This window comes from Flavobacterium araucananum (assembly GCF_002222055.1).
Lineage (GTDB): Bacteria > Bacteroidota > Bacteroidia > Flavobacteriales > Flavobacteriaceae > Flavobacterium > Flavobacterium araucananum.
Genome location: NZ_MUGS01000014.1, coordinates 221,747 through 243,945, shown reverse-complemented (window position 1 = coordinate 243,945; position 22,199 = coordinate 221,747). Strand labels below are relative to the sequence as shown.

General features: G+C 33.6%; 23 protein-coding genes. 15 read left to right on the top strand and 8 right to left on the bottom strand.

What is annotated here, in order from left to right:
• The first annotated feature begins 32 nt into the window (after positions 1-32).
• The gene (locus tag B0A64_RS09805) at positions 33-731 is read left to right on the top strand and encodes a DUF1826 domain-containing protein (RefSeq protein WP_089479321.1); all 699 of its coding nucleotides are present in this window, start codon (positions 33-35) and stop codon (positions 729-731) included.
• Between the two features lie 247 nt (positions 732-978).
• Entirely contained in the window at positions 979-2,403 is a 1,425-nt protein-coding gene (locus B0A64_RS09800; protein ID WP_089479320.1) for an amino acid permease, read from the top strand.
• Positions 2,404-2,715: 312 nt separating this feature from the next.
• On the opposite strand, the gene B0A64_RS09795 is transcribed toward B0A64_RS09800, so the two are convergent.
• Positions 2,716-3,135, bottom strand: a complete 420-nt coding sequence (locus B0A64_RS09795; RefSeq protein WP_089479319.1) for an acyl-CoA thioesterase — start codon at positions 3,133-3,135, stop codon at positions 2,716-2,718.
• 319 nt (positions 3,136-3,454) lie between these two features.
• Here B0A64_RS09795 and tssD point away from each other — a divergent pair, with 319 nt between their 5' ends.
• Both tssD and B0A64_RS09785 read left to right on the top strand, forming a co-directional pair.
• Entirely contained in the window at positions 3,455-4,804 is a 1,350-nt protein-coding gene (gene tssD / locus B0A64_RS09790; protein ID WP_123875904.1) for a type VI secretion system tube protein TssD, read from the top strand.
• A 4-nt stretch (positions 4,805-4,808) separates the two neighbouring features.
• A complete protein-coding gene (locus B0A64_RS09785) occupies positions 4,809-5,711 on the top strand; it encodes a hypothetical protein (RefSeq protein ID WP_123875903.1) in 903 nt (300 codons plus the stop codon).
• Positions 5,712-6,118: 407 nt separating this feature from the next.
• On the opposite strand, the gene B0A64_RS09775 is transcribed toward B0A64_RS09785, so the two are convergent.
• Positions 6,119-6,529: a hypothetical protein gene (locus tag B0A64_RS09775; RefSeq protein WP_089479315.1), complete on the bottom strand. Its 411-nt coding sequence runs from the start codon at positions 6,527-6,529 to the stop codon at positions 6,119-6,121.
• Positions 6,530-6,547: 18 nt separating this feature from the next.
• On the bottom strand, positions 6,548-7,891 hold the full coding sequence (locus tag B0A64_RS09770) for a hypothetical protein (RefSeq protein WP_123875902.1): 1,344 nt from the start codon (positions 7,889-7,891) through the stop codon (positions 6,548-6,550).
• 373 nt (positions 7,892-8,264) lie between these two features.
• Here B0A64_RS09770 and B0A64_RS09765 point away from each other — a divergent pair, with 373 nt between their 5' ends.
• From B0A64_RS09765 to B0A64_RS09740, 6 genes are all read left to right on the top strand, one after another.
• Positions 8,265-9,053, top strand: coding sequence for an SDR family NAD(P)-dependent oxidoreductase (locus B0A64_RS09765; protein ID WP_089479313.1), 789 nt, complete (start codon positions 8,265-8,267; stop codon positions 9,051-9,053).
• A 223-nt stretch (positions 9,054-9,276) separates the two neighbouring features.
• The gene (locus B0A64_RS09760; RefSeq protein WP_089479312.1) at positions 9,277-10,083 is read left to right on the top strand and encodes a phytanoyl-CoA dioxygenase family protein; all 807 of its coding nucleotides are present in this window, start codon (positions 9,277-9,279) and stop codon (positions 10,081-10,083) included.
• Between the two features lie 153 nt (positions 10,084-10,236).
• Positions 10,237-10,923 carry a CDP-alcohol phosphatidyltransferase family protein gene (locus B0A64_RS09755; RefSeq protein ID WP_089479311.1) on the top strand — a complete coding sequence of 229 codons (687 nt, stop codon included), beginning with the start codon at positions 10,237-10,239 and terminating at the stop codon, positions 10,921-10,923.
• Position 10,924: 1 nt separating this feature from the next.
• On the top strand, positions 10,925-11,356 hold the full coding sequence (locus B0A64_RS09750) for a GtrA family protein (RefSeq protein WP_089479310.1): 432 nt from the start codon (positions 10,925-10,927) through the stop codon (positions 11,354-11,356).
• Positions 11,357-11,546: 190 nt separating this feature from the next.
• The gene (locus B0A64_RS09745; RefSeq protein ID WP_089479309.1) at positions 11,547-12,122 is read left to right on the top strand and encodes a DUF4833 domain-containing protein; all 576 of its coding nucleotides are present in this window, start codon (positions 11,547-11,549) and stop codon (positions 12,120-12,122) included.
• A gap of 114 nt (positions 12,123-12,236) precedes the next feature.
• Entirely contained in the window at positions 12,237-13,037 is an 801-nt protein-coding gene (locus B0A64_RS09740; RefSeq protein WP_089479308.1) for a carbonic anhydrase family protein, read from the top strand.
• Between the two features lie 102 nt (positions 13,038-13,139).
• On the opposite strand, the gene B0A64_RS09735 is transcribed toward B0A64_RS09740, so the two are convergent.
• On the bottom strand, positions 13,140-13,502 hold the full coding sequence (locus B0A64_RS09735) for a lipocalin family protein (RefSeq protein WP_089479307.1): 363 nt from the start codon (positions 13,500-13,502) through the stop codon (positions 13,140-13,142).
• 265 nt (positions 13,503-13,767) lie between these two features.
• Between B0A64_RS09735 and B0A64_RS09730 the strand changes: the two genes are divergently transcribed.
• The 5 genes from B0A64_RS09730 (at position 13,768) to B0A64_RS09710 (ending at position 18,374) form a co-directional block, all read left to right on the top strand.
• Positions 13,768-14,604: an AraC family transcriptional regulator gene (locus B0A64_RS09730; protein WP_089479381.1), complete on the top strand. Its 837-nt coding sequence runs from the start codon at positions 13,768-13,770 to the stop codon at positions 14,602-14,604.
• Positions 14,605-14,686: 82 nt separating this feature from the next.
• Positions 14,687-15,802, top strand: coding sequence for an FAD-dependent monooxygenase (locus B0A64_RS09725; protein WP_089479306.1), 1,116 nt, complete (start codon positions 14,687-14,689; stop codon positions 15,800-15,802).
• Between the two features lie 73 nt (positions 15,803-15,875).
• Positions 15,876-16,922, top strand: a complete 1,047-nt coding sequence (locus B0A64_RS09720; RefSeq protein WP_089479305.1) for an NADP-dependent oxidoreductase — start codon at positions 15,876-15,878, stop codon at positions 16,920-16,922.
• Between the two features lie 72 nt (positions 16,923-16,994).
• The gene (locus B0A64_RS09715) at positions 16,995-17,438 is read left to right on the top strand and encodes a nuclear transport factor 2 family protein (protein ID WP_089479304.1); all 444 of its coding nucleotides are present in this window, start codon (positions 16,995-16,997) and stop codon (positions 17,436-17,438) included.
• A gap of 30 nt (positions 17,439-17,468) precedes the next feature.
• Positions 17,469-18,374: a helix-turn-helix domain-containing protein gene (locus B0A64_RS09710; RefSeq protein ID WP_089479303.1), complete on the top strand. Its 906-nt coding sequence runs from the start codon at positions 17,469-17,471 to the stop codon at positions 18,372-18,374.
• A 13-nt stretch (positions 18,375-18,387) separates the two neighbouring features.
• On the opposite strand, the gene B0A64_RS09705 is transcribed toward B0A64_RS09710, so the two are convergent.
• The 4 genes from B0A64_RS09705 to B0A64_RS09690 form a co-directional block, all read right to left on the bottom strand.
• A complete protein-coding gene (locus B0A64_RS09705) occupies positions 18,388-19,308 on the bottom strand; it encodes a helix-turn-helix domain-containing protein (RefSeq protein ID WP_089479302.1) in 921 nt (306 codons plus the stop codon).
• A 129-nt stretch (positions 19,309-19,437) separates the two neighbouring features.
• A complete protein-coding gene (locus B0A64_RS09700) occupies positions 19,438-20,346 on the bottom strand; it encodes an NAD(P)H-binding protein (RefSeq protein ID WP_089479301.1) in 909 nt (302 codons plus the stop codon).
• Positions 20,347-20,465: 119 nt separating this feature from the next.
• Positions 20,466-21,380: a helix-turn-helix domain-containing protein gene (locus tag B0A64_RS09695; RefSeq protein ID WP_089479300.1), complete on the bottom strand. Its 915-nt coding sequence runs from the start codon at positions 21,378-21,380 to the stop codon at positions 20,466-20,468.
• 4 nt (positions 21,381-21,384) lie between these two features.
• Positions 21,385-22,152, bottom strand: coding sequence for a hypothetical protein (locus B0A64_RS09690; protein WP_089479299.1), 768 nt, complete (start codon positions 22,150-22,152; stop codon positions 21,385-21,387).
• Between the last annotated feature and the right edge of the window lie 47 nt (positions 22,153-22,199).

Genomic DNA, 22,199 nt, shown 5'->3' with positions numbered 1-22,199 from the left:
CGCATGAAGTAACCAGCTTCTTACTATATATTATGAGCAATACATTTCTTGACAACAGCCAAATAGCCGTAGTCGCTACTTTTTCTGAGCTTGTACATACCAATTTTATTGGAGATAGGAATGCGTTGTGCTGGTACAGGCATTTGAATGGTGATTTTAATGAGATTGTAGCCCAGTTATCTCTAAAAGAAAACATAACCGAAGTTTATCCTGAAGATCTAATCGCGCTCCAACTATCAGAAAAAGGGAATATAGCGAGAGAAACAATCCTGAATGATTTACAATTATTAACGAATTTTGGCGCTTCGCCTTCTCTTAATTTACTCAAGTGTTATGAACGTGATGACGAATTTGATTTTATAGCGACAGATGTCTATTCGTTTCATGTTGATCGTTCGCCCATTGCAACAGATACTTTTTTATGTACCTATCACGGAGCAGCAAGTGATATTGTTTCTAACTCGCAAGCCGAGCAAAAAATCCTAATTCCGGAAATTAGAACAAAGCTCAAAGAGTTGTATGACGGACCACCGGAAGAATTCGAGAACTTTCTGGAAGAAAATTATTTTGATCTGCATTATCAGGTGCATCAGGATGCAAAACCAGTTAATTTAGGACTAGGGCATCTTTGGCGACTTGCCGTAGATCATCCAAAACAACAAGTGTTGCCTTGTATTCATAGAGCCCCAATAGAAAATGAAGGAGAATACAGGTTGTTGTTGATTTGTTAGAAGAAATTCACAATTTGTCAATTATGTTTCCAGGTTGCAAATCTATTTATGCCAATCAAGACTTGAAATGTGCCTAACGCCACAAATTGTAGACTTTTGACCCTTGAGAGGCTAATTAAAAATTTCTTAAAAAAATCTCTTTCAGGAACACAAGTATAATTTTCATACTTGGCAGGATTTCTTTTTTAACTTATATTCGCTGTTTATACATTTGTGAGTACATTTAGCTCATTTAAAAAACTAATTTGTGAAAAACACACAGCAAGACATACAAGAGAATCAGCTTAAACGCGGGCTAACCAATCGCCACATTCAGTTAATTGCCTTAGGCGGATCAATAGGAACAGGGCTTTTCCTGGGCATTGGTCCAGCGGCTGTACTGGCAGGACCATCTGTTATTTTGGGCTATGCTATTGCCGGAATTATCGCTTTTTTTATCATGAGACAACTTGGCGAAATGGTTGTCGAAGAGCCTGTATCAGGAAGCTTTAGTCATTTTGCCTATAAGTATTGCGGTTCTTTTGCCGGTTTTGCATCCGGTTGGAATTATTGGATTTTATACATTTTAGTCAGTATGGCTGAGCTTACCGCCATTGGTGTTTATGTCCAGTTTTGGTGGCCTGGAATTCCGCTGTGGGCATCCAGTTTATTTTTCTTTCTGGTTATTAATGCTCTGAATTTTGCCTCTGTAAAAGTTTATGGAGAAACTGAATTTTGGTTTTCGATCATAAAAGTGGTCGCAATTATTGCAATGATCCTTTTTGGTACGTACTTGCTTATAAGTGGTACAGGAGGCGAACATGCTACCATTCATAATTTATATAATGATGGAGGCTTTTTTCCTAAGGGTTTCTTTAAAAAAACTACTGATGGCAGTTTTCAAGGTTTGTTAGCGGCAATGGCGCTTATTATGTTCTCCTTTGGTGGTTTAGAACTTATTGGAATCACCGCTGCTGAGGCCGAAAATCCGGAAAAAAACATTCCAAAAGCTACCAATCAGGTCATTTATAGAATCCTTATATTTTATGTTGGGGCATTGATCATTTTATTTGCTTTGTCGCCCTGGCAACAAATTACTACAGATAGTAGCCCCTTTGTAATGGTTTTTCAAAATCTTAACGGGATGGAGTTTGAGCTATTTGGTAACAAAATATTTTTTACACGCCTTATTGCCAATGTTTTGAACTTAATCGTATTAACCGCAGCTTTATCCGTATACAATAGTAGTGTATACAGCAACTCCCGTATGTTATATGGTTTGGCAGATCAGGGCAATGCACCTAAGTTTTTAATGAAACTAAACAAACATTCAGTACCCATTAATGCCATTTTAATTTCGTCCTGTTTTGCAGCGATCTGTATTTTAATCAATAAAGTAATGCCTAAAGAGGCTTTTAGTATTTTAATGTCTCTGGTGGTGTCTTCTTTAATTATTAACTGGGTTATGATTTCGTATACGCACCTCAGATTTAGACGCTCGAAAGACAAGGAAAATACAAAAACTAAGTTTCCCTCTTTATTTTATCCGCTAAGTAACTACATCTGTTTTGTTTTTTTATTGGGTATTTTGTCCATCATGTGGATCACTGATATGAAGTTATCCGTAGAATTAATTCCTATTTGGTTAGGGATTCTTTTTGTATGTTATAAAGTTTTTAAAACAAAAAAATAATAGCTTTTACTATTTTTAAAGGCATTGATTATCAATTTGTAGTTGATTTTTAATGCCTTTTTTAAGTCTAAAATCATGTTTACTGATAGAATATGGTATGCTAATTTTTGATGAAGTAAATTGTAGTTTTACTTTATTATAGTTAACTCGTTGGGTATCATTAATTTTAACACATAGAAACATAGCTTTGGACCTTCAAAAAAGGCGTTTCACTTATTTAAAATTCACATACCTAGCTATGATGTGAAAGAAACATTTCTTTTGACTCAAGCGAAGCGAACAGACGAAGTAATTACACCCAACGGGTTAAAGTTATTTAACTTCTAATGAAGAGGCATCAGCAAAATTCGCTTTCAACTCTTCAGGTAAATAAGGTCTTCCTCCAGTTGCTGGAATACAAGTTCCTGTAAATACTGCCGAAGCCATTATTTTTCCGTTTTTTATTATCGATTGTTTAAAATGTAGCCTTGGTAATCCCTGAGCATCTGTATATACAGCACAGGTCACATCAAAATTATCATCTTTTTTGAGCGAGCGTATAAATTTGATCTTATACTCTGATAAAACCATAAATACACCATTTTCTGCCTGTTGCACAAAATCAAAACTCAGAACCTCCCTAATATAATCATGACGGCATTCCTCCATATAAAACGGATAATATAAGCCATCCATAATGCCTTGTACATCAATATGCGCGTCTGCAACGGTGTAATTTTTTGAGTATTCCATAGGATTTATAAAGTTTTAATTTTAATAGCTAACGCAAATATTTTGGGATTATTACGGTCTGAATTCCGCGGGTTATACACTACTTAAATAATAGCTATACATCAGGCAGATTTTTTTTAAATTCGGTTAACATTTCTTCTCCGCTCACCTAAGAGTTCTTGTAGGAGGCTCAGCGTTTGCGAGAGAGAATCTTTTCTATTGAAGTTACTATGAGGGCGATTAATTGCCTTATTCTGTTAGTTTAATAACTTTTTGTGGCTCGTGACTTATAATCCTAATGTTAGATTTATTGAATTACAATATTTTAAAAGACAGGATTATGACATCAGCCAGACTATTTATTTTAGGGGAAGAACGGGATTTATTATGGACAAACATGAATTATAAGAGACAAGTAGATGCATTTGGGGTGCCAAGTACTTATATCGAGGGCGGTTTGATAACTTTAAGTTTTGTATCGCAGGAAAATGATTATGCTTTATGGCATAACCTCCTAAAAGGTGTACATCAGGAAACCGATAGGATGGAAAAAGGCGAAATATATTTTTATGGTTCAGGAGATCAAGATATCCCAATAAGAAAGTATAAATTTAGTGATGCTTATATCGTGTTTTTTTCAGAAACATTTGATGCTTTTGGATCTGGAAGCCTGCAAACTGTTTTAACGCTTTCGCCTGCAATCCAGAATTATGGTCTCACCAAAGATTTTGTAAAGTATTGGCAAGTATCCTGGATTAAGCCAACTGAACCCGTTTATTACAGACCTGCGCAAGAAGAAGAAGATCGTATTATATACATCAACGGACATTTCTATAATAAAGACGGTACTTTTGAAGGTAAAGTTAATGAGACTGATTACGAAGGAACTATAAACGACGTATATGTTTGCGACGGAAAATCTACTCAAAAAGATAAAAACGGAAATGATTTTGTAACTTACAATAATACCAAATTATTGAAAGAAAATGATGTGAATGTGACACATTTAGATTTTCAAAAGATTTGTAATATCGTGAAGCACGAAGGTCTTTCAACAGATCAAAATGAATATTTATATATTGCTCACGCCAACTATAATGAAGGAAAATATAAAAATACAAATATGTTAGCAAGGTTAATGACAACATATTCATCTGTTGAATTAGAAGATAAGAAAAGACCTTTATCTGATGATGCAAAAGATAATATTTCACAGTATTCTCGTAAAGGAGTTATAGATGCGTTATTAAGAGAGATTAATATTTCTACTGATTTAACTGATGGTGCAAGATTTTGGGATGGAGTTGATTTTTTAGCGTGGGGTATTGAGATAGAATTAAAAGCAGACAGCAATACAAAAAATGGTCATAACAAATTTGGTGAGTATGATTATGTTAAAATTGAAAAAAAATTATATGGTAGATTTGTACTGAATGTACAAGAAAAATATCCGAATGGAGTTTCTTATAAATCATCACATGATATTGAAAATGATAAAGGAGACCATACACACAAAGAATCAAAAAAAGGTAATAAGGCTATTTATAAAATCCCTGCTGCTGATTTTTTAGATGAAACTTATTGGACAACGGGTGACTTTTTTTATAAAAATAAAAATAAGAGAGCATCAGGACTTGTTGCTACAAAAGTTGCAGGATACTCAATATTTTGGAAAGAAATTAAAAACTAAAAAAATGAAACCATTTACATTTATATTAATAATGTTAATTAATATTGCCAAAGTAACAGGACAAGTTAAAGATAATCAATATGAAAAATTAGAAATAAAAAATAAATACAGTATTATAAAAACATTAGTTAATGATAAACGGATTGAAAATGAGGATGACAATGTCTTACAATCTTACTCAATCATATACAATTCAAAAAAGGATTCTGTAGTTTATTATGGATTAGATAATTCATTTCCAATTTTATTTGTTTTAAAAACTGAAAAAAAAGCCAATAATGTAAAGTTTCTAATTGTAGAAAATAAAAAAACTGTTGATAGCTTAAATATTGTATTCTATAGTCAAAAAAATAAAATTGAGATTAATAAAGATCAGTACTATTTTAATTCTGGGTATTATTTATTCTTAAAAAAAAACATATTACAGCTAAAAAATATAGCAGATCTAGTTGATTTGTTAGATGATATGTTAGGCGATTATCCTTATCAAATGAGTTATTTAAGAGATTTTAGTTCGAATAATAAATATAGGTTAAATAATAATAGAATATTGAAAGCAGATATAGTAACGTTCCGGAATCAAGTTAGTGATTACAAAGATGACTGGGAGGTAAATTATTTGTACAACAGTAAAAATATTTTATCATCTGTTATTAAAAAATCTAACGAAGAAGTTCAATTTAAAAAAGAATTGATTAAATCTGATGGTTTAGAATATGAATATAGATTGTTCAGAAATGTAGAAAATAGATTTGAAGATAATGACATCATAAAATTTAATTTAAAAAAAAATACTTACGAAGAATATAATAAACATTTCCAGTTTGGACTACTAAAAGAAATCTCTACTAAACTTAAAAGGGTTTTTTATAAAAAAGAGAAGGTCAAAAAGTATAATTTACTTTAGATAAATAATTTCATCACTGGTTACTATTCCAGAACGTTATTTTATAAATTTTTATATCTGCATTTATAATAAATAAAAAAAAGATAGCATACGTTAGTTTTACGTTTTATGATGGAAACTAATCCCAGCTCTCCGAAGTGATCAACTGAAAAGCTGCGCAAATGTCCCCAGCTCTCCGAAGTGTTCAACTGAAAAGCTGCGTAAATGTCTCTGACTTTGCGCAATTTTTTTATACCTTGTCAGAGACATTTGCGCAGCGCTTGTAAGAAAACCTCGGAGAGCAGGGGCGTCGAGAAAATCAGGAAAAGGGATTGTATTGTCGCCATAGCAGAATAATATACCTCTGTTGTGGTAAAAAGACATAAAAAAATCCTCAATCGGTAATTGATTGAGGATTTAAATTGTTTTTAATCTTTTCCGGTAACTTTAATACGGATTACTGTAAGATTACCATATTTTACGAGATCTTCTTTTGTCCATTGGTATTCATTTCCTTTAGATCTTTGATCAAAGTGCCAATCTAAAGGTTCTTTTACATATACGTTAAGTCCTATAGTACCTGAATTAGTAGTTGCTTTATTTAATTCTTCTCTACTCTTAAAGCGAAAAGTAAAGTAGGATGGAGAATCTATTGTTCCCAACACAAATTTTACTTCAGGTTTTATTTCTTTCAATAAATCTTTTAACGGTTTATTGATAAAATTTTGTTCGTTAGTTTTTAATTTATAAGCGTCATTTGGCACTTGTACCAGTTGTTGTGCCTGACAGCTGCTTATTATAAAGGATAGGAATGCTAATAATTTGATTGTATTTTTCATGATTTATTTTTTTATAAATTAACAAGGAACAGCTATGTAGGATACTGTGCCATCAGGGTTGTTTGTTTTTTGCATTTTAATTCGATTAAATTTCCCGCTGCTGTCTTGTTTCATTAATGTAATTCCAGCATTGTTAGCATCTAAAACCGTTGCAATTGCTGCCGTTCGAGCTTCGATAGACTCTCCGAGTTTAGTTCTGACATCTAATATTTGATCAAAAATATTATCTGGGAATTCAGGAGGATAATTAGGTGATAAGTCAGGAGGGTTATTTTTTACAAATTCCTTTGCTGCCGGAAGGTTATTAATGACAATTGCATAAGTTTCACCTCCAATAACAATTATTGATGTATAAAAAGCTGCGTTTTTAGTGTTTAGTGTGACAGCAACATAAATATCGCCTGTCGATAACGGAGTATTATTGGGGTGGTTATGAATTGCTGCAAATGCTCCTGGGTGGGTTTCATTTACTGCTACGTCGTTCGTTCCTCCGTTTCTCATTGCCGACTGCGTATATGGGCCAGCAGGCCCCGGATAACCTAAAGTAATACTATGTTCCTTACCATCAGCACCTGCTTGACTAACAGCAGCTTTCGCATTTATAAAGCTTGTATTTGCTGCGATAGTAGATGCATTTATTGCCGCGGTGCAAGGATCAAAAGCGGGAATTCCATTTGGGAATAAAGGCCCTGAGATTCCTGGCATATATCCGGGAGGCAGGCTGCCTGGACCACCAGGACTAAAAGTATAATCTGGATACCATGACCAATCGCTGCAGGTTGTATAATTTCCTACCGTAACATAGTATGAACAAACAAGTCTGTTGGTTAATTTCTTTTCCGGACTATAATTATGAAGGCCTGAAAAATCACCATTTTCGTATTTTCCAGAGTAAGCAATTGTATTATCACTTTTTTGAATTGTTATGTAGCCGGAATATTGTCTGCCAATATCCAGAATATTAAAAGATTTATCATTGTTATTGAATGAAGTATTTTTAGTAGTATAAACAATATCAAATACTTTATATGTATCATCGACATCTTTAATAATCAGAAGCCTCATATAAGTTTTGTATTCTATGTCATCGACAACATTTGTAGAAGCGTTGCTTATTAATTTTAAAGGTACTTCAATTGCCTGCTCACCGTTGTTATCAAGTACTATGGCATTGCTCCAGTCGACAGTTTCTGTAAATTTTAATACTTCTAAATTAGGTTTGGTTTTTTCAAGCCATTCTTTTGCAGTGAGAACAGATGATTCTGGTTTTGATATTGCAATCTCATCTTTTTGGCAACTTGCAAAGAAAACAGCGGTGGTTAATGCAAGAAAAGAAATTGATTTGCGTAGTTTATTGCTCATAAATTTTATGCTGATTAATAAATTTAAATTATTTATTTCTAGTATTTCTTTCTGTTGTAAATTGTAAAATCCGTTGGCCATTCGGATGTATAATGAACGACAATGAACTCGGAAAGCTTTATTTTGAGCAAACTTAAAAATATATTCTTACAAATACGCTTTCATTTAAAATTTTATTTATAATTATTTTAAATAGTAAGTTTAAAACTCTTATAGCTAATCATTTGGTATACATCAGGAGATATTACCTTAGCAGATCAACGATGCGGAGTGCAATAAGTCCCACAAGATAGGGCAGAGGGTGATCAATATGCAGGTTGCACACCCTACGGTTTACAATTAATTTTTATATTTGATTTATTAAATTAATAAAATGAGCGAAAAAACTAAACCGTATGCCTTAATAACTGGCGCCAGCAAAGGCATAGGAAAATCTATTGCTTATGAATTGGCTAAACAGGGGTACCCACTATTGCTTGTTGCAAGAAGTGAAGAGGAATTAAAAGCACTATCTGATGATCTTAAGGTAAAATACGGTATCAATGCTTTTATTTTCTCGATTGATCTTTCGATAAATGATGCATCGGTAAAAGTAACCAATTGGATAAAAAGGAATAACTATCCAGTTGGGATTTTAGTTAACAATGCCGGTTATGGTGTTTGGGGCGATTTTAGTCAGTCTTCTCTAACCAATCAGCTTGGTATGATGCAACTTAACATGAATGTAGTTGTAGAACTTTCGCATTTATTAGTGCCCATACTTTTGCAAGAAAAACAAGCCTACATTTTAAATATATCCAGTACTGCTGCCTACCAAGCTGTACCTACGCTAGCTGTTTATTCAGCAACAAAGGCTTTTGTTTTATCGTTTACCCGTGCCTTGCGTTTCGAACTTGCCCAAACTTCAATTTCAGTAACCTGTTTTAGTCCGGGACCGGTTGATACCGGTTTTGCTGCAAGAGCTGGTCTAGACGCTTTTAGCAAAATGGCTCAAAAGTTTAATATGCAACCTGATGAAGTGGCAAAAATTGCTGTAAAAGCCCTGTTGAACAAAAAATCGGAAGTTATTCCAGGCTTTACAAATATCGTTTCGCTTTATGCCAATCGTATACTACCAAAGGCTTTTATCGAAAAAACGGCAGCCGGGATTTATAAAATTTAAATTTTTTCGAAAAAAATAAAAAAAATATTCTTTGCAAAAGAAAAATTATATTATGTTTGTATTAAATTCTACTAATTCTATAGAGTATGTCAAATAAAGGAAAAAATAAGTTCAATTTTACTAAAGGTCGAATGCACGCAAACATGCTATTGTATTGCTGTTGTTGCCGTCTTTTAGATAAAATTCAAACTATTATTCTTTCATTTTTTAAATCTATATTATCATGGTATCTACTTATAAAACCTTTACCCTTACTGAGCAATTAACTAACGAGCAAATTGACTTTTTTAACCAACATGGTTTCATCCATTTCAAAAAATTTATAAATCCAGAAACTGTTTCATCCATCATTGATGCCTCCAAACAAGTGCAGCAAAATTGGATTGACAACGACGTTGAAAAAGTAAACGGCGTTCCAATTAAATACGGAAAAGATTTAGATGGTTCTCCTATTGTACAACGTTTTGCTTTTATCAACCAACATCACCAAACCTTAAGCGGTCTTTTGCTTGATCCAAGATTTAATAGTTTACTGCAATTGGCAGGCGATGACGCAAGATTAGGTACAGAAGAAAAAGATGGAATGGTTTTTAACCATTATATCAATGGCCCAGAAAGTAAGTTTACTAAAATGGGCTGGCATACAGATGGTTTGAGAGATATTTTTTATGGTGCAAAATTAAACCCAATGCTAAATGTGGGTATTCACCTGAACACTTTGAAACCCGAAAATGGTGGTCTTAAAATCATTCCGGGTACGCACAAGCAAAGTATTTATCAAATGCTTTTTCGTAAAAAGTATTTTTTGGATAATAAAGCCGATCCAGAGGAAGTTTCGATCAATCCGGAAGCTGGAGATTTAACCATTCACGATGGACGTTTGTGGCACAGAGTTGCAGAATCATCTATTCGTGGCGAAGAAAGTAGAAGAAGAGTTATTTATATCCCAATTATAGCAGGAAAATATGCTCCTAAAAATGAGAATAGTCCAACGGTTTTCTATCAGCGCTTTGCGGGTATTGTAAAATAATATGCTTATTATCCTCGCATTTAGTTATCTGGTTAGATCAGGTAAACTAAAAAGAACCACAGATTTTTTTAAAAATACGCAAAGAAAAATAAAATTAAAACTTCTAAAACTAGAATTGGCGATACTATCAGGCTTGCAAATATTGGGCTAATAATGGGAAAAGAAACACAGGTTGAAGATTATAGTACAATTGCACAACGAACATTTTCAGACCGTAAACGAACTAATATTTTAAAAAGAGCAGAACAGTCAACGATTGTATTTTTACTTCCAAAGGTGCCTAAATTCATTTCGCCAAACTTACTCACTTTAATTGGTTTACTTGGTTCGGGATTGATTTTTTTAGCTTTTGTTTTAGGTACTTATGTAACAAATTTGTATTTGCTTTTGGGTATTATTGGTTTGGTTATAAATTGGTTAGGTGATTCTTTAGATGGAAGATTGGCTTATTATAGAAATATTTCGCGCCACTGGTATGGTTTTGCACTCGATATTATTGCCGATTGGATTGGTATTGTACTTATAGGCTTTGGCTACTACATTTATGCTAAAAATGGTACACAAATAGTAGCCTTTGCTTTTGTCGTATTGTATGGTTGGTCTATCATTATTAGCCAATTGCGTTACAAAATTACAAATGAATATAGTATTGATTCTGGCTTTGTTGGCCCAACAGAACTTCGATTTATTATTGCTTTAATTCTAATTATAGAAGTTTGGTTTCATGGATCAATTGCATATTTGGCGGGCTTTATATCTTTTATATTATTTATAATCAACACTGTAGATAGCTTTAAACTTTTAAGGTTGGGTGATTTAAGAGATAAAAACCAAGACTGATATGTTCAGGAAAAAGTCCATTTTTACTTTTCTACAAGCACAAATTGCGGCATTTGTAGGTGGCATTACAGATTATGGCTTAATGATTCTACTAACAGAAGTATTTAAATTTCATTTTACCTTTTCTATTCTAATCTCTGGAACCGTTGGTGCAATTATCAATTTTTGCATCAATAGATTTTGGGTATTTAAAAATCAATCCGGTTATAGCAGTCACATCAATAGTCAGCTTTTTAGATTTTCGTTGGTTGTATTGGGAAGCATTTCCTTAAAATCATTTGGCACGCTTATTTTGCAAAAATCATTGCAAATCGATTATAGAATTGGAAGATTAATCACGGATAGTTTTGTTTCTTATGGATTCAATTATCCACTGATTAGATATTGGGTTTTTAAGCTAAACAAAAAACAGAATGTAACCGAATCAAATTAATCTATTGGGGCTAATTTAACACATAGAAACATAGATTTTAGATACCTAAAAAAAGAATATAAAAAAGAAACTAGTTTGTTTACAAATAGCTATGATTGTTTAAACAAGTGAAACGCCTTTTTTAAGCATTGTGAATCTATGTTTCTATGTGTTAAAAAAATTACAACCAACAGATCATCAAATTTTCGTTATGAACAAATTATCATTTAAATATTTTACAAAATCACTAATCGTTATAACGATCTTAGTAAATATAATTTCTGGAAATCTATTAGCACAATCCAAAAATCCATCGCCATTAAATTTCCCAACGCCTAAAAACATAGATAATATGCTATTTTACATTCAGCGAGATCCCAATATAAACACTGCTATTTATGCCATAAACTACCAGGAAAATGGAAAAATAGACAAAAGCAATCCTATAAAAGCCTATTGGATTCGGTATGCTGAGAAAGGAGAAAAAAAAGATTTTAATTATATGCAACGCAAATTTGCATACGGACTAGAAAGCAAAACCATAAATAACGAGGAGTTTGAGCTTCAATTTGTATCCTATAAAAAGTTACCCTTAACTTTGAAAAAGATAGATTCAGATCAAAAATATCATGTTTTTGTGAGTGTAAATCAGAAAAGAATACAAGTAGAAAAAATATTTGTGCGAATTGAAGGAGGTTCTTTTTGGTTACCAAACGTTAAGTATGCCGAAGTTACCGGAATTGATGCTTCGTCGAATAAAACAATTACCGAAAGAATGTTGTTGTAGTAAGATCTCTTGACAATTTTTTTTTAAGTCTAAATTATAATATTTGTCTTTATCTTTAAAAATTAAATTGAAGTAACACAATCAAGATTTTTACCACAATCTAAGTACATTAAAATGAAGACCACTAATGATTATCACATTAAAAAAAGTTTAGTTATAATTTCTTTATTTTTTATAATTGGCTGCCAAAACTTTCATCATGTAGTAGAAAGTCCGGAGAAAGTAAATGAAACAGTATCTATTGATAAAAAGGATATTATTTCATCTGATATTTTAACAGCTGAACAGCAGGCAAAACTCACGCCTCATGAAGTACTAGAACGATTAAAAAAAGGTAATAAAGCTTTTGTTGAAGACAATCTTACGATTCGCAATACTACCGAAAGGGTTCGAAAAGCATCTTTAGGTCAGTATCCAAAAGCAGTGGTTCTATCGTGTTTAGACTCGCGTGTGCCGGTTGAAGATGTTTTTCATAGTGGTATCGGTAATCTATTTGTTGCCAGAGTAGCAGGAAATGTTGTAAATGATGATATTTTAGGAAGCTTAGAATATGCCTGTAAAGTATCCGGGGCAAAGCTCGTATTGGTGCTGGGACATGAATATTGCGGTGCTATTAAATCTGCAATAAGTGACGTCAAATTAGGAAATATAACCACATTGCTGGATAAAATACAGCCGGCAGTTAAAGAAGCACGTTTAAGTTTTAAAGGCGAAAAGACAGCCTCGAATGAAGCATTTGTAGAAGCAGTTTGTGATGCAAATGTTAGACTTGCCATTGATCAAATCCATCAAAGAAGCAGTATTTTGAAAGAAATGGAAGAAAAAGGCGAAATATTAATTGCAGGCGGTGTTTATAATATGAAAACAGGAGAGGTAGAGTTTTTTGATTCAAAGAAAACTACTCCCAACAAATAAATTAAAAAAGGCTGGCATTTGTAAGCAAACACATTCATTAAATAAAAAAGAGCATTATAAAAATGCTCTTTTTTGAATTCTAAAATAGATTTCACACTTTATTTAAAGTACTTTCTCATATTCTAAAGTTCCCAATTGATCTGTTGTAATGATTCTCTTTTTTGAATCAAAATAATCAATTTTAAAAGGTACTGTAAAGATTCCGGAAATTATTGTAAGTTCATCGTTATTATTAGATAACTTCCATTTTCCTTTGTGGGTTTTGTCACCAACAAGACTTTGAAAAAGATTATTATCTTCAAACACCTGATAAACCTGATCTGTTTTGTAGTATTCCTGAATATTTTTTTCTTTACCTTTTTGTGTCCATTTTACTAATTTCCATTTTCCAATAAGTTCAGTAGATGTTTGCGAATAGGAGGTAAGGCCATAAATGCAAAACAATAAAAGAATTAGTTTTTTCATAATTTTTTATTTTGATATGATTTTTAATTCAAAAATTATTTGATATTCTAAATTAAGAAAAATCCTTTTATCTATTAAAAAAAAGATGATTTTTTCTATTTAAAATTCCCATCTCATAAATGCTTCCATAGCAGCATAACCAGACAAACGTATTTAAATCTTAAATACTTTTTTATAAATCAAATATTTTTGACGTAGTTTTATACCTTGATTTGTCTAATCCTTTGGCATGCGAAAAAATAAAAATAAGATACCCGTTAATACTATGGATAATACCTTTAGTCTGGGTATTTCCATTGATAAAAACAGTATTGAAAAGTCTGATTTTAAAACTTCGAAACAGCAAGAAGAAGCAAATCAGGCGCATCGGGATGAAGGATATACATTTCATATCCTTGAAAAAGGCGAGGTTACAATAGAAATCGATTTTCAAACCTATTGTATTTCGTCTCCGGCAGTAGTATATCTTCATCCGGATCAGGTACATAGAATCCTGGATATTGATGATATTATTGTTTGTACAATGTCTATTAGCAGTGCAAATCTCAATGAAGGATACCTTAAGATATTAGAAGATCTTAGTCCAACGGCTCCACTATCCTTAAGCTGCGAAGATTCCTTAACCATATCGAGCATCTTTTTACTTTGTCTTACGTTTTACAGACAGAAGGAAAATAAAATGTATTATCCACTCTTAAAAGACAGTTGTAATACATTGGTTGGTTTTTTACTATCACAGTTTTTAAATATAAAAAAATTAGAAGATAATTTTTCAAGATTTGATAAAGTAGCCAAAGCTTTCAAAAAATTGCTTGAAAAAAATTACTCTACTTTAAAACGTCCCGGTCAATATGCTGCTCTACTGCACATTTCTACATCGTATCTAAACGAGTGTTTAAAAGAAAGTACCGGCTATTCTGTTTCGTACCTTATTCAGGACAGAATCATTTTAGAAGCGAAACGTCTTCTGTATCATACTGATAAGTCTGTAAAAGAAATTGCCTTCGAACTTGGATATGCTGATTATCCTTATTTCACGCGATTATTTTCTAAAGTAACCGGAATTTCGGCAATAACATTCAGAAGAAAAAACCACGATTAGTCCAATTATTGCTTTGGTTAACCATTTTTTGTATGCAGTAAATCGATGAGCTTTGCAGTGTAATAATTAATTAATAAAAAAAATGGAACCAAATAAAAAAGTGTTGATCTCAGGAGCAAGTTTTGCGGGGTTGACTACAGCGTACTGGATGAATAAATTAGGTTACAAAGTAACTATCGTAGAGCTTGGTGATGCGCTTAAAAAAGGCGGAACACCTGTTGATATAAAGGGTCAGACAGTGGAGATTGTAAAACGAATGGGACTTTTTGAAGAGATAAAGAAACAGCGAATTGGTCCTGAAAAGTGGGAGTTTAAAAATGCCAATGATCAAACAGGCTACAGCTTTATATTAAGGCAGCCAGGAGAAGAATTGCCTGAGGATGAATTTGAAATCGAAAGAGATTCATTACTGATCATGATGTATGAACAGATAAAAACAAATGTAGAGATCCTGTTCAATAACAGTATTGAGGCACTATATGAAACTCAGGATAATATCGAAGTATCTTTTAAAGATGGCGCTACAAATCAGTATAATTATGTCTTTGGATGTGATGGAATACATTCTGCCGTCAGGAAAATTTGGTTTGGACACGAATCAGAATACGCTCACTACTTAGGGCAGTATTTTTCTATTGCTGTGGTCGATAAACTATTGGTGGAGAATGGCACGTATCAAATGTATGCGGAACCAAATAAAGGTGCGGCGCTTTATGCCCACAGTAACAAGACGGATGTGATTTTTACTTTCAGGTCTGAAAATGAGATTGTGTATGATTTTCGAAATCAGAAAGAGAGCAAAGAAATTGTATCGAACCAAATGAAAAGTATGGGCTGGCGATCTGCAGAACTTCAATCGGAATTATTGAACTCCAATGCGTTTTATTTCGATAAATTCTGCCAGATAAAAATGCCGTCCTGGACAAAAGGCAGAGTTGCTTTGGTTGGTGACGCAGGATACTGCGCTTCGCCAGCTGCAGGAATGGGTGGATCATTGGCAATAATAGGAGCAACTGCTTTGGCTGACGCATTTTCTCTATATCAGGATGATTATCAACAGGCGTTTGATACCTACAACAAGGATCTCAGATCATTTATAGAAGAGGTACAGGCAGATGCTGTGCAGACTTTAGATAAATTACTACCGCGCAGTGAAGAGGAAGTAAAGACAATGTGGAAAGAGGGGATTTCATTTTGACTACACTTTTGACCAATCAGGCTAATTTTCTGTAAATGCACTCTTTTACCTTTGTTTAATAAAATTTATAAAGATGAAAGATAGTATAGAAACACAAAATCAGATCTTATCAGATCGAAAAATGAAGGCCATTTTGCAGTATGAATTTGGAGGTCCTGAAGTAATGAAATATGAAGAAACTCTAATACCGGACTTAAAACCGGGAGAAGTCCGTGTTCGTGTGCATGCAATTGGTGTTAATCCGCCAGATTGGTATCTTCGTGATGGATATAAAATGCTGCCTCCGGAATGGCAACCTCAGGTAGCTTTTCCTGTAATTTTAGGTACAGATATTTCAGGTGTAATTGAGGCTTTGGCAGATGATGTGAATGAATTCTCTGTTGGTGAAGAAGTATATTCAATGGTTCGTTTTCCTAGTTACGGTCCTAGCAGAGCTTATGCTGAATATGTTACTGTACCAGCATCTGAAGTTGCCCGCAAGCCTTCCGGAATAAGTCATCTGGAAGCGGCAGCAGCGCCTATGTCTTTGCTTACAGCATGGCAGTTTATGATCGAACTAGGTCATAATGAACCAAATCCGCTTCAAGCTAATACGCATCAGCCGGTTCCTTTAAAAGACAAGAGAGTTTTGGTAAATGGAGCCGCAGGAGGAGTAGGTCATTTTGCTGTACAATTAGCCAAGTGGCAGGGCGCATATGTGATTGCGGTGGCTTCGGGAAAACATGAAGCTTTCTTGCGCGATCTGGGTATTGATGAATTTATCGACTACACCAAAACAAAACCAGAAGATACTGCCCGGAATATTGATTTGGTAATTGACGCTGTTGGAGGTCCAGCCAGTGACCGTTTTTTACGTACTTTAAACAAAAATGGCGCCTTATTTCCAATATTTCCACTAGGATTCTCGGGAAATGAGGAAGCCGAGGAACTTGGAGTTGTAGTATCGGCGACTCAGGTAAGATCAAGCGGCGCTCAGCTTGCAAAAATTGCCCCTTTACTATCAAATGGAACAATTCGTGTTGCTATTGATAGCATATTTCCACTAGCAGATGCCCATCTGGCTCACAAGAGGGCAGAACAAGGACATATTCAGGGTAAAATTGTTCTTACAATAGACTAAAGCAGCACAAATTTAAGGCTGTCCAACTTAAGGACAGCCTTAAAATTTATTGATTCACTTAAACCAATTACAATGCCTATAAAAGACCTTGCAGATAAGATTTTATTAAAGGAACTTATTGATAACATCTCCATTTATGGAGACAAAAAAGATTTTGACAAGCAAGTGCAGTTATTCTCCTCAGATGCAATATCGGAAACATTTATGAATGGTAAGTCCTTGCTGAAATTGAAAGGTAGAATTGAAATGAAAGCTGCTTTTGCGGAGTTTTTAAAAGACTATGATGTGGTTTATCATTTTAATGGACAGCAGAAACTCACTATAAATCAAGATAAAGCTACAGCTACAGGAGTTATTTATTGTCTGATCACGCTGATAGGAATTGAAAATCATAAAAAAATTAAAACCTCTATTGGAGCGACTTATCAAGATGAGTATGTTTTTGAAAACGGGCAATGGCTTATCGCAAAAAGAATTGGAAATTTTGAATGGCAGGATAAAATCGAAGTAGTTTAAGTATTTTTATAATTTGTAAATTAGCGGACTATGAAAGCAAAAGCAGAACCTGATTTTTTTAACAGTATTTCATCCTATTTACGAGCTTTGGGACTGCCTAAACCTTTGCATCCATTAATAGCACTTATAAAATATGATGGCGATACGGTAAGCCGCGAAAATGCAGGACGAAGTTTTCTTGTAGATTTCTATAAAGTTTCTTTTAAGGAGAATTTTACAGGTAATGTAAAATACGGGCAAGGCTATTTTGATTTTGAAGAAGGAGGTCTTGCTTTTTTTGCTCCTAATCAAGTGATAACCATGTCGACTGATGAAAGCTGTTATGAGGATGGCTATAACTTATATTTTCATGCTGATCTTATTAGAAATTATCAGCTGGGAAAAACGATACAACAGTACGGTTTTTTTTCCTATGCTGTAAATGAGTCACTTTTTGTTTCTGACAAGGAGAAAAAAATACTGATAGGACTTTTCGAAAACATTGCCGCAGAGCTCGATAATAACACAGATAATTTTAGCCAGAATGTTTTGGTCTCACAAATTGAGTTACTATTAAATTACAGCAACAGATTTTACAATCGGCAGTTCCTAACCCGTAGTGCTGTCCATAATGATCTGATCACTCAAATGGATATCTATTTGGCTGATCGATTTGCAGATCAGCATGCAGGAATACCTACTGTACTGGAGGCTTCAATACATCTGGATGTTTCTCCCCGATATCTAAGCGATATGCTAAAGTCCTTAACCGGATTGAGTGCCCAGCAGTATATACATAACAGGCTAATCGAAAAAGCAAAAGAAAAATTAGGTTCGACGAGGCTTACAGTAGCAGAAATTGCTTACCATTTAGGATTTGAACACCCGCAGTCTTTTAATAAACTCTTTAAGCGCTACACGGAAATGACTCCTCTTTCTTTCAGAAAAAAATTTTAACGGATCAATACTATTAAAATAACCTAAAAGACTGTCTAAATTCAAGCGGAGAAAAATTAGTTTTCGTTTTAAAAAGGCGGCTAAACGACTGAGGATGCTCAAAGCCTAATTCATATGCAATTTCTGCTACTGACAAATTAGAAGTAGATAATTTTTCTTTTGCCTTATCAATAAGTTTATTGTGAATATGCTGTTGGGCACTTTCTCCCGTAAAGGAACGCAGCATATCACTTAAATAATTAGCCGAGGTATTAAGTTTGCCTGCAAGATAATGAACAGTTGGAATTCCTTCTGTCAATGATTTTTGATTGTTAAAATGATCGTCTAAAATTTCTTCAAGTTTTTGAAGCAGAGTGTTATTAGCAACTTTACGAGTGATAAACTGGCGTTTATAAAAACGATTGCTGTAATTTAGTAATAATTCAATTTGCGCAACAATTACATCCTGGCTTAGATCATCTATTCTGCTGTTTAATTCATCATCAAGAATTTCAAAAATAGTCATGATAGTTGTTTTTTCCTTATCTGATAAATGAAGTGCCTCATTGGCAGAATAAGAAAAGAAACCGTATTCCTTGATTTTTTTTGCCAACGGATAAGACAGAAAAAAATCAGGATGAATAAGCAATAAATGACCTGAATTTGCTTGCTCTGACGGAGATTCAAATATTTGTCCCGGAGCGGTAAAAACCAATCCGCCTTCACCAAAATCATAGTAGTTTTGCCCATATTTGGCTTTACCGCAAAGAAGCGTTTTATAGGCAATTTTATAAAAATTTAAAACGATAGAATGGGGTAATCCATGTGCTTCAATTTTCATGTCTTTTATGTCAATAAAACTAATCATAGGGTGTAAGGGCTTTTTGAGCCCAAACACCTCATGAAAATTGGATAAAGATTCGAATTTGTATAAATTATTTTCTTCTTTCTTCATTTTACAAATTTACACTTTTTAGGTTTACTGTTTTTTACCAGAGAGTTTCTCGAGTTTCAGGATTATGCGTGCAGTTTCAAAACCAATACTTTTGTTGGCTCCTGTTATTAATGCTTTTTTCATTTTAAATTAATTTGATTCGTTATAAACCTTTGCAAAATCTTTAGCAAAATCTACTAGTTTTACTTTTCCTAAGGTTGGTTTATGAAGGTAATAATCAGCATACAGGCTTCCGTCTCTTTGTGCCGCCTGCATTTGCACAAATCCGTTAGCAATCCATTCATTTACTCCGGCTGATAGCATACCATCAAGAGTTTCATCATCTGAAATGACAGACCATTCTAAGTCTGGTTTACCAATCGCCTGACCAATAATTTGGGCAACTTCATTAGGCGACACTTCATCACTTGCCAAATAGCGAACCGTTCTGCCTTCAAAAGGCTTATCCATTTCTTCAGCAATAGCGTTAGCTATATCAAGAGGCGAAACCCAGGGCTCTTTTTGGTCGCCACCATAACTTTGAATTATTTTATCATGCGTTTTGATGGTCTGCATATACCTGAATATGTTATTGAAAAAGCCTACAGGTCTCATAAATTTAATAGAGACATTTTCTGGCAGTTGATTCAGGATGGTTTCAACAGTGTTATGAAGATACAGACTGCCAGTTCCTTTATTGGTATGGGCTCCAATACTGCTTAAGTGTACCACTTTTAGAACCCCGCTTTGTTCTAAAGCTTGTTTGTAGTTGTTTCCAATTTTTTTAAATGCAGCAACAAAATCTACATTTTGATCAAAGATGCTTCCTATTCCTTCCCATGCTTCCATTAGATAAACAATATCAGCACCTTTAAAAGTTTGAGTTAAAAAAGAAACATCCTGCATAGTACCAATTGCGGCTTTGGCACCAAGCGCCTCAATATCATTTTGTCTGTTGTTTTTGCTTGAGATAACCGTTACCGAATGTCCTTTTTGCACCAACTCAATAACTAATGGTTTTCCAATGTTTCCCAACGAACCTGTAAGTACAATATTCATAATTTTAAGTATTTGTTTGTTCAGACAAAGGTCATCATCAATACAAACAAACATTTAACTGAAATCAGGAATTTTGTAACCGAAATTAGGTTTAAGTTTTAATTATAAAAGTTTCTCTTTTAATTAAACGACTTTCTAAATTCTAAAGGAGACAGGTTCGTTTTCTTTTTGAATAAATTACCAAAAGTCTGTGGATATTCAAAGCCTAGTTGATACGCAATTTCACTCATCGATAAGTTGGTTGTAGATAATTTTTCCTTTGCCTTGTCTATTACTTTGTCCTGAATATGCTCTTGTGTACTTTTACCTGTCAAAACTTTGAGCACACTGCTTAAATAGTTAGGAGATACAGCTAGTTTTTCTGCCATAAATTGAACAGTCGGTATTCCTTTTAAGAGCAAATCATCGTTATTAAAATAAGCAATAAGAATATCTTCAAGGTCATTCAAAATTTGATGATTTATTTTTTTTCGCGTAATAAACTGACGATTGTAAAAACGATCAGCGTAGGTAAGGAGGGTTTCGATTTGAGTAATTATAATGGTTTCGGTAAATTTATCCAGATTGTTATGATATTCCTGCTCTATATTTTTGATTAGGTTTTCAACAATAGTTTCTTCTTTTTGGGAAAGATGCAACGCTTCATTTACACAATATCTAAAATACTCGTATTTTGCAATATTTTTTGCTAAGGCTGTATTCCATAAAAAATCCGGATGTATGAGTAGCATCCAGCCTGTACTTGTAAAATCGGTATCGGCCTCAAAAGAGAAAACCTGATTTGGAGCAATAAAAAATAAAATACCCTGATCAAAGTCATACGGTTGCTGGCCATACAAATAATTGATATTTCCTGTCAAATCCCGTTTTAAGGAAATCATATAGAAATCGAATACAACACTAATTTTACTTACAACCGGCTTAAAATTGTCCAGGTTTATTAAGCTGATTAGCGGATGTTGTGGCTTGGATATTCCTAGAATGTTATGATATTCGATAATCGTTTTAATTCTGTAGGGTGTAATTTTTTCCATGCTGTTATTTGATAAATGGTTTTCCCTGCAAGGCCTGAGCTAAAGTAAGGGTAACAAAAATAAAATACAGCCCACTTATTAAGTAGACCTCTTTTTTAGTGTTTGCCAATACAAATGTAAGAAACGGAATAATCTGCAAGGCGTGTATTCCTAAAAAATGAGCCACTCTCAAATCGCCATAATTTTTACTCCAATTCAAAATAGGGATTCCCTCAGTACTATCTTCTGCGCCAATGGTATGTTTAAAAAAGCTGATCATTGCATATCCCTCGAGCATAAATACAACCATTATCAGTAGACTTAACTTTATTGCGAGAATCATTTCATCACTTGTACTAAAGTGTTTTTGACTAAAAAAAAGAGTGATAATAAACAGCGTATGAATTAAAATGATCAGCAGCGACAAACCCATTAAGGCAAAAATAATTCTGTCCAATGGCGTATCTATGTTATAATGCGATTTTCTGCCACGTGATGCTTGCAGGGTAATCAGAAACAATTCAATAGAAAAAAATAGAATAAAACTCCAGCAATAATTAGTTACTTGTTTTTGATTATCTAAATACACTAAATACAAAGCCATTGTAAAAGCAAATATACCAATTGAAATGAAAAATTTGAACGGCTTTGTCCAGGCACTAATTCCTGCAACCTGGAGCGTACTGTATTTACTTACTACCAGACAAATAAATCCGCCAACAAAGCAAAATAGGGTGAAGGCTAATAATGATTCGGTTTTATCTTTAAAATATTCAAAAAAGGTATTCAACATGTTCCTGTTTTTTAGTGTCACAAAGTTGGGAAACATACCTAAAAAGG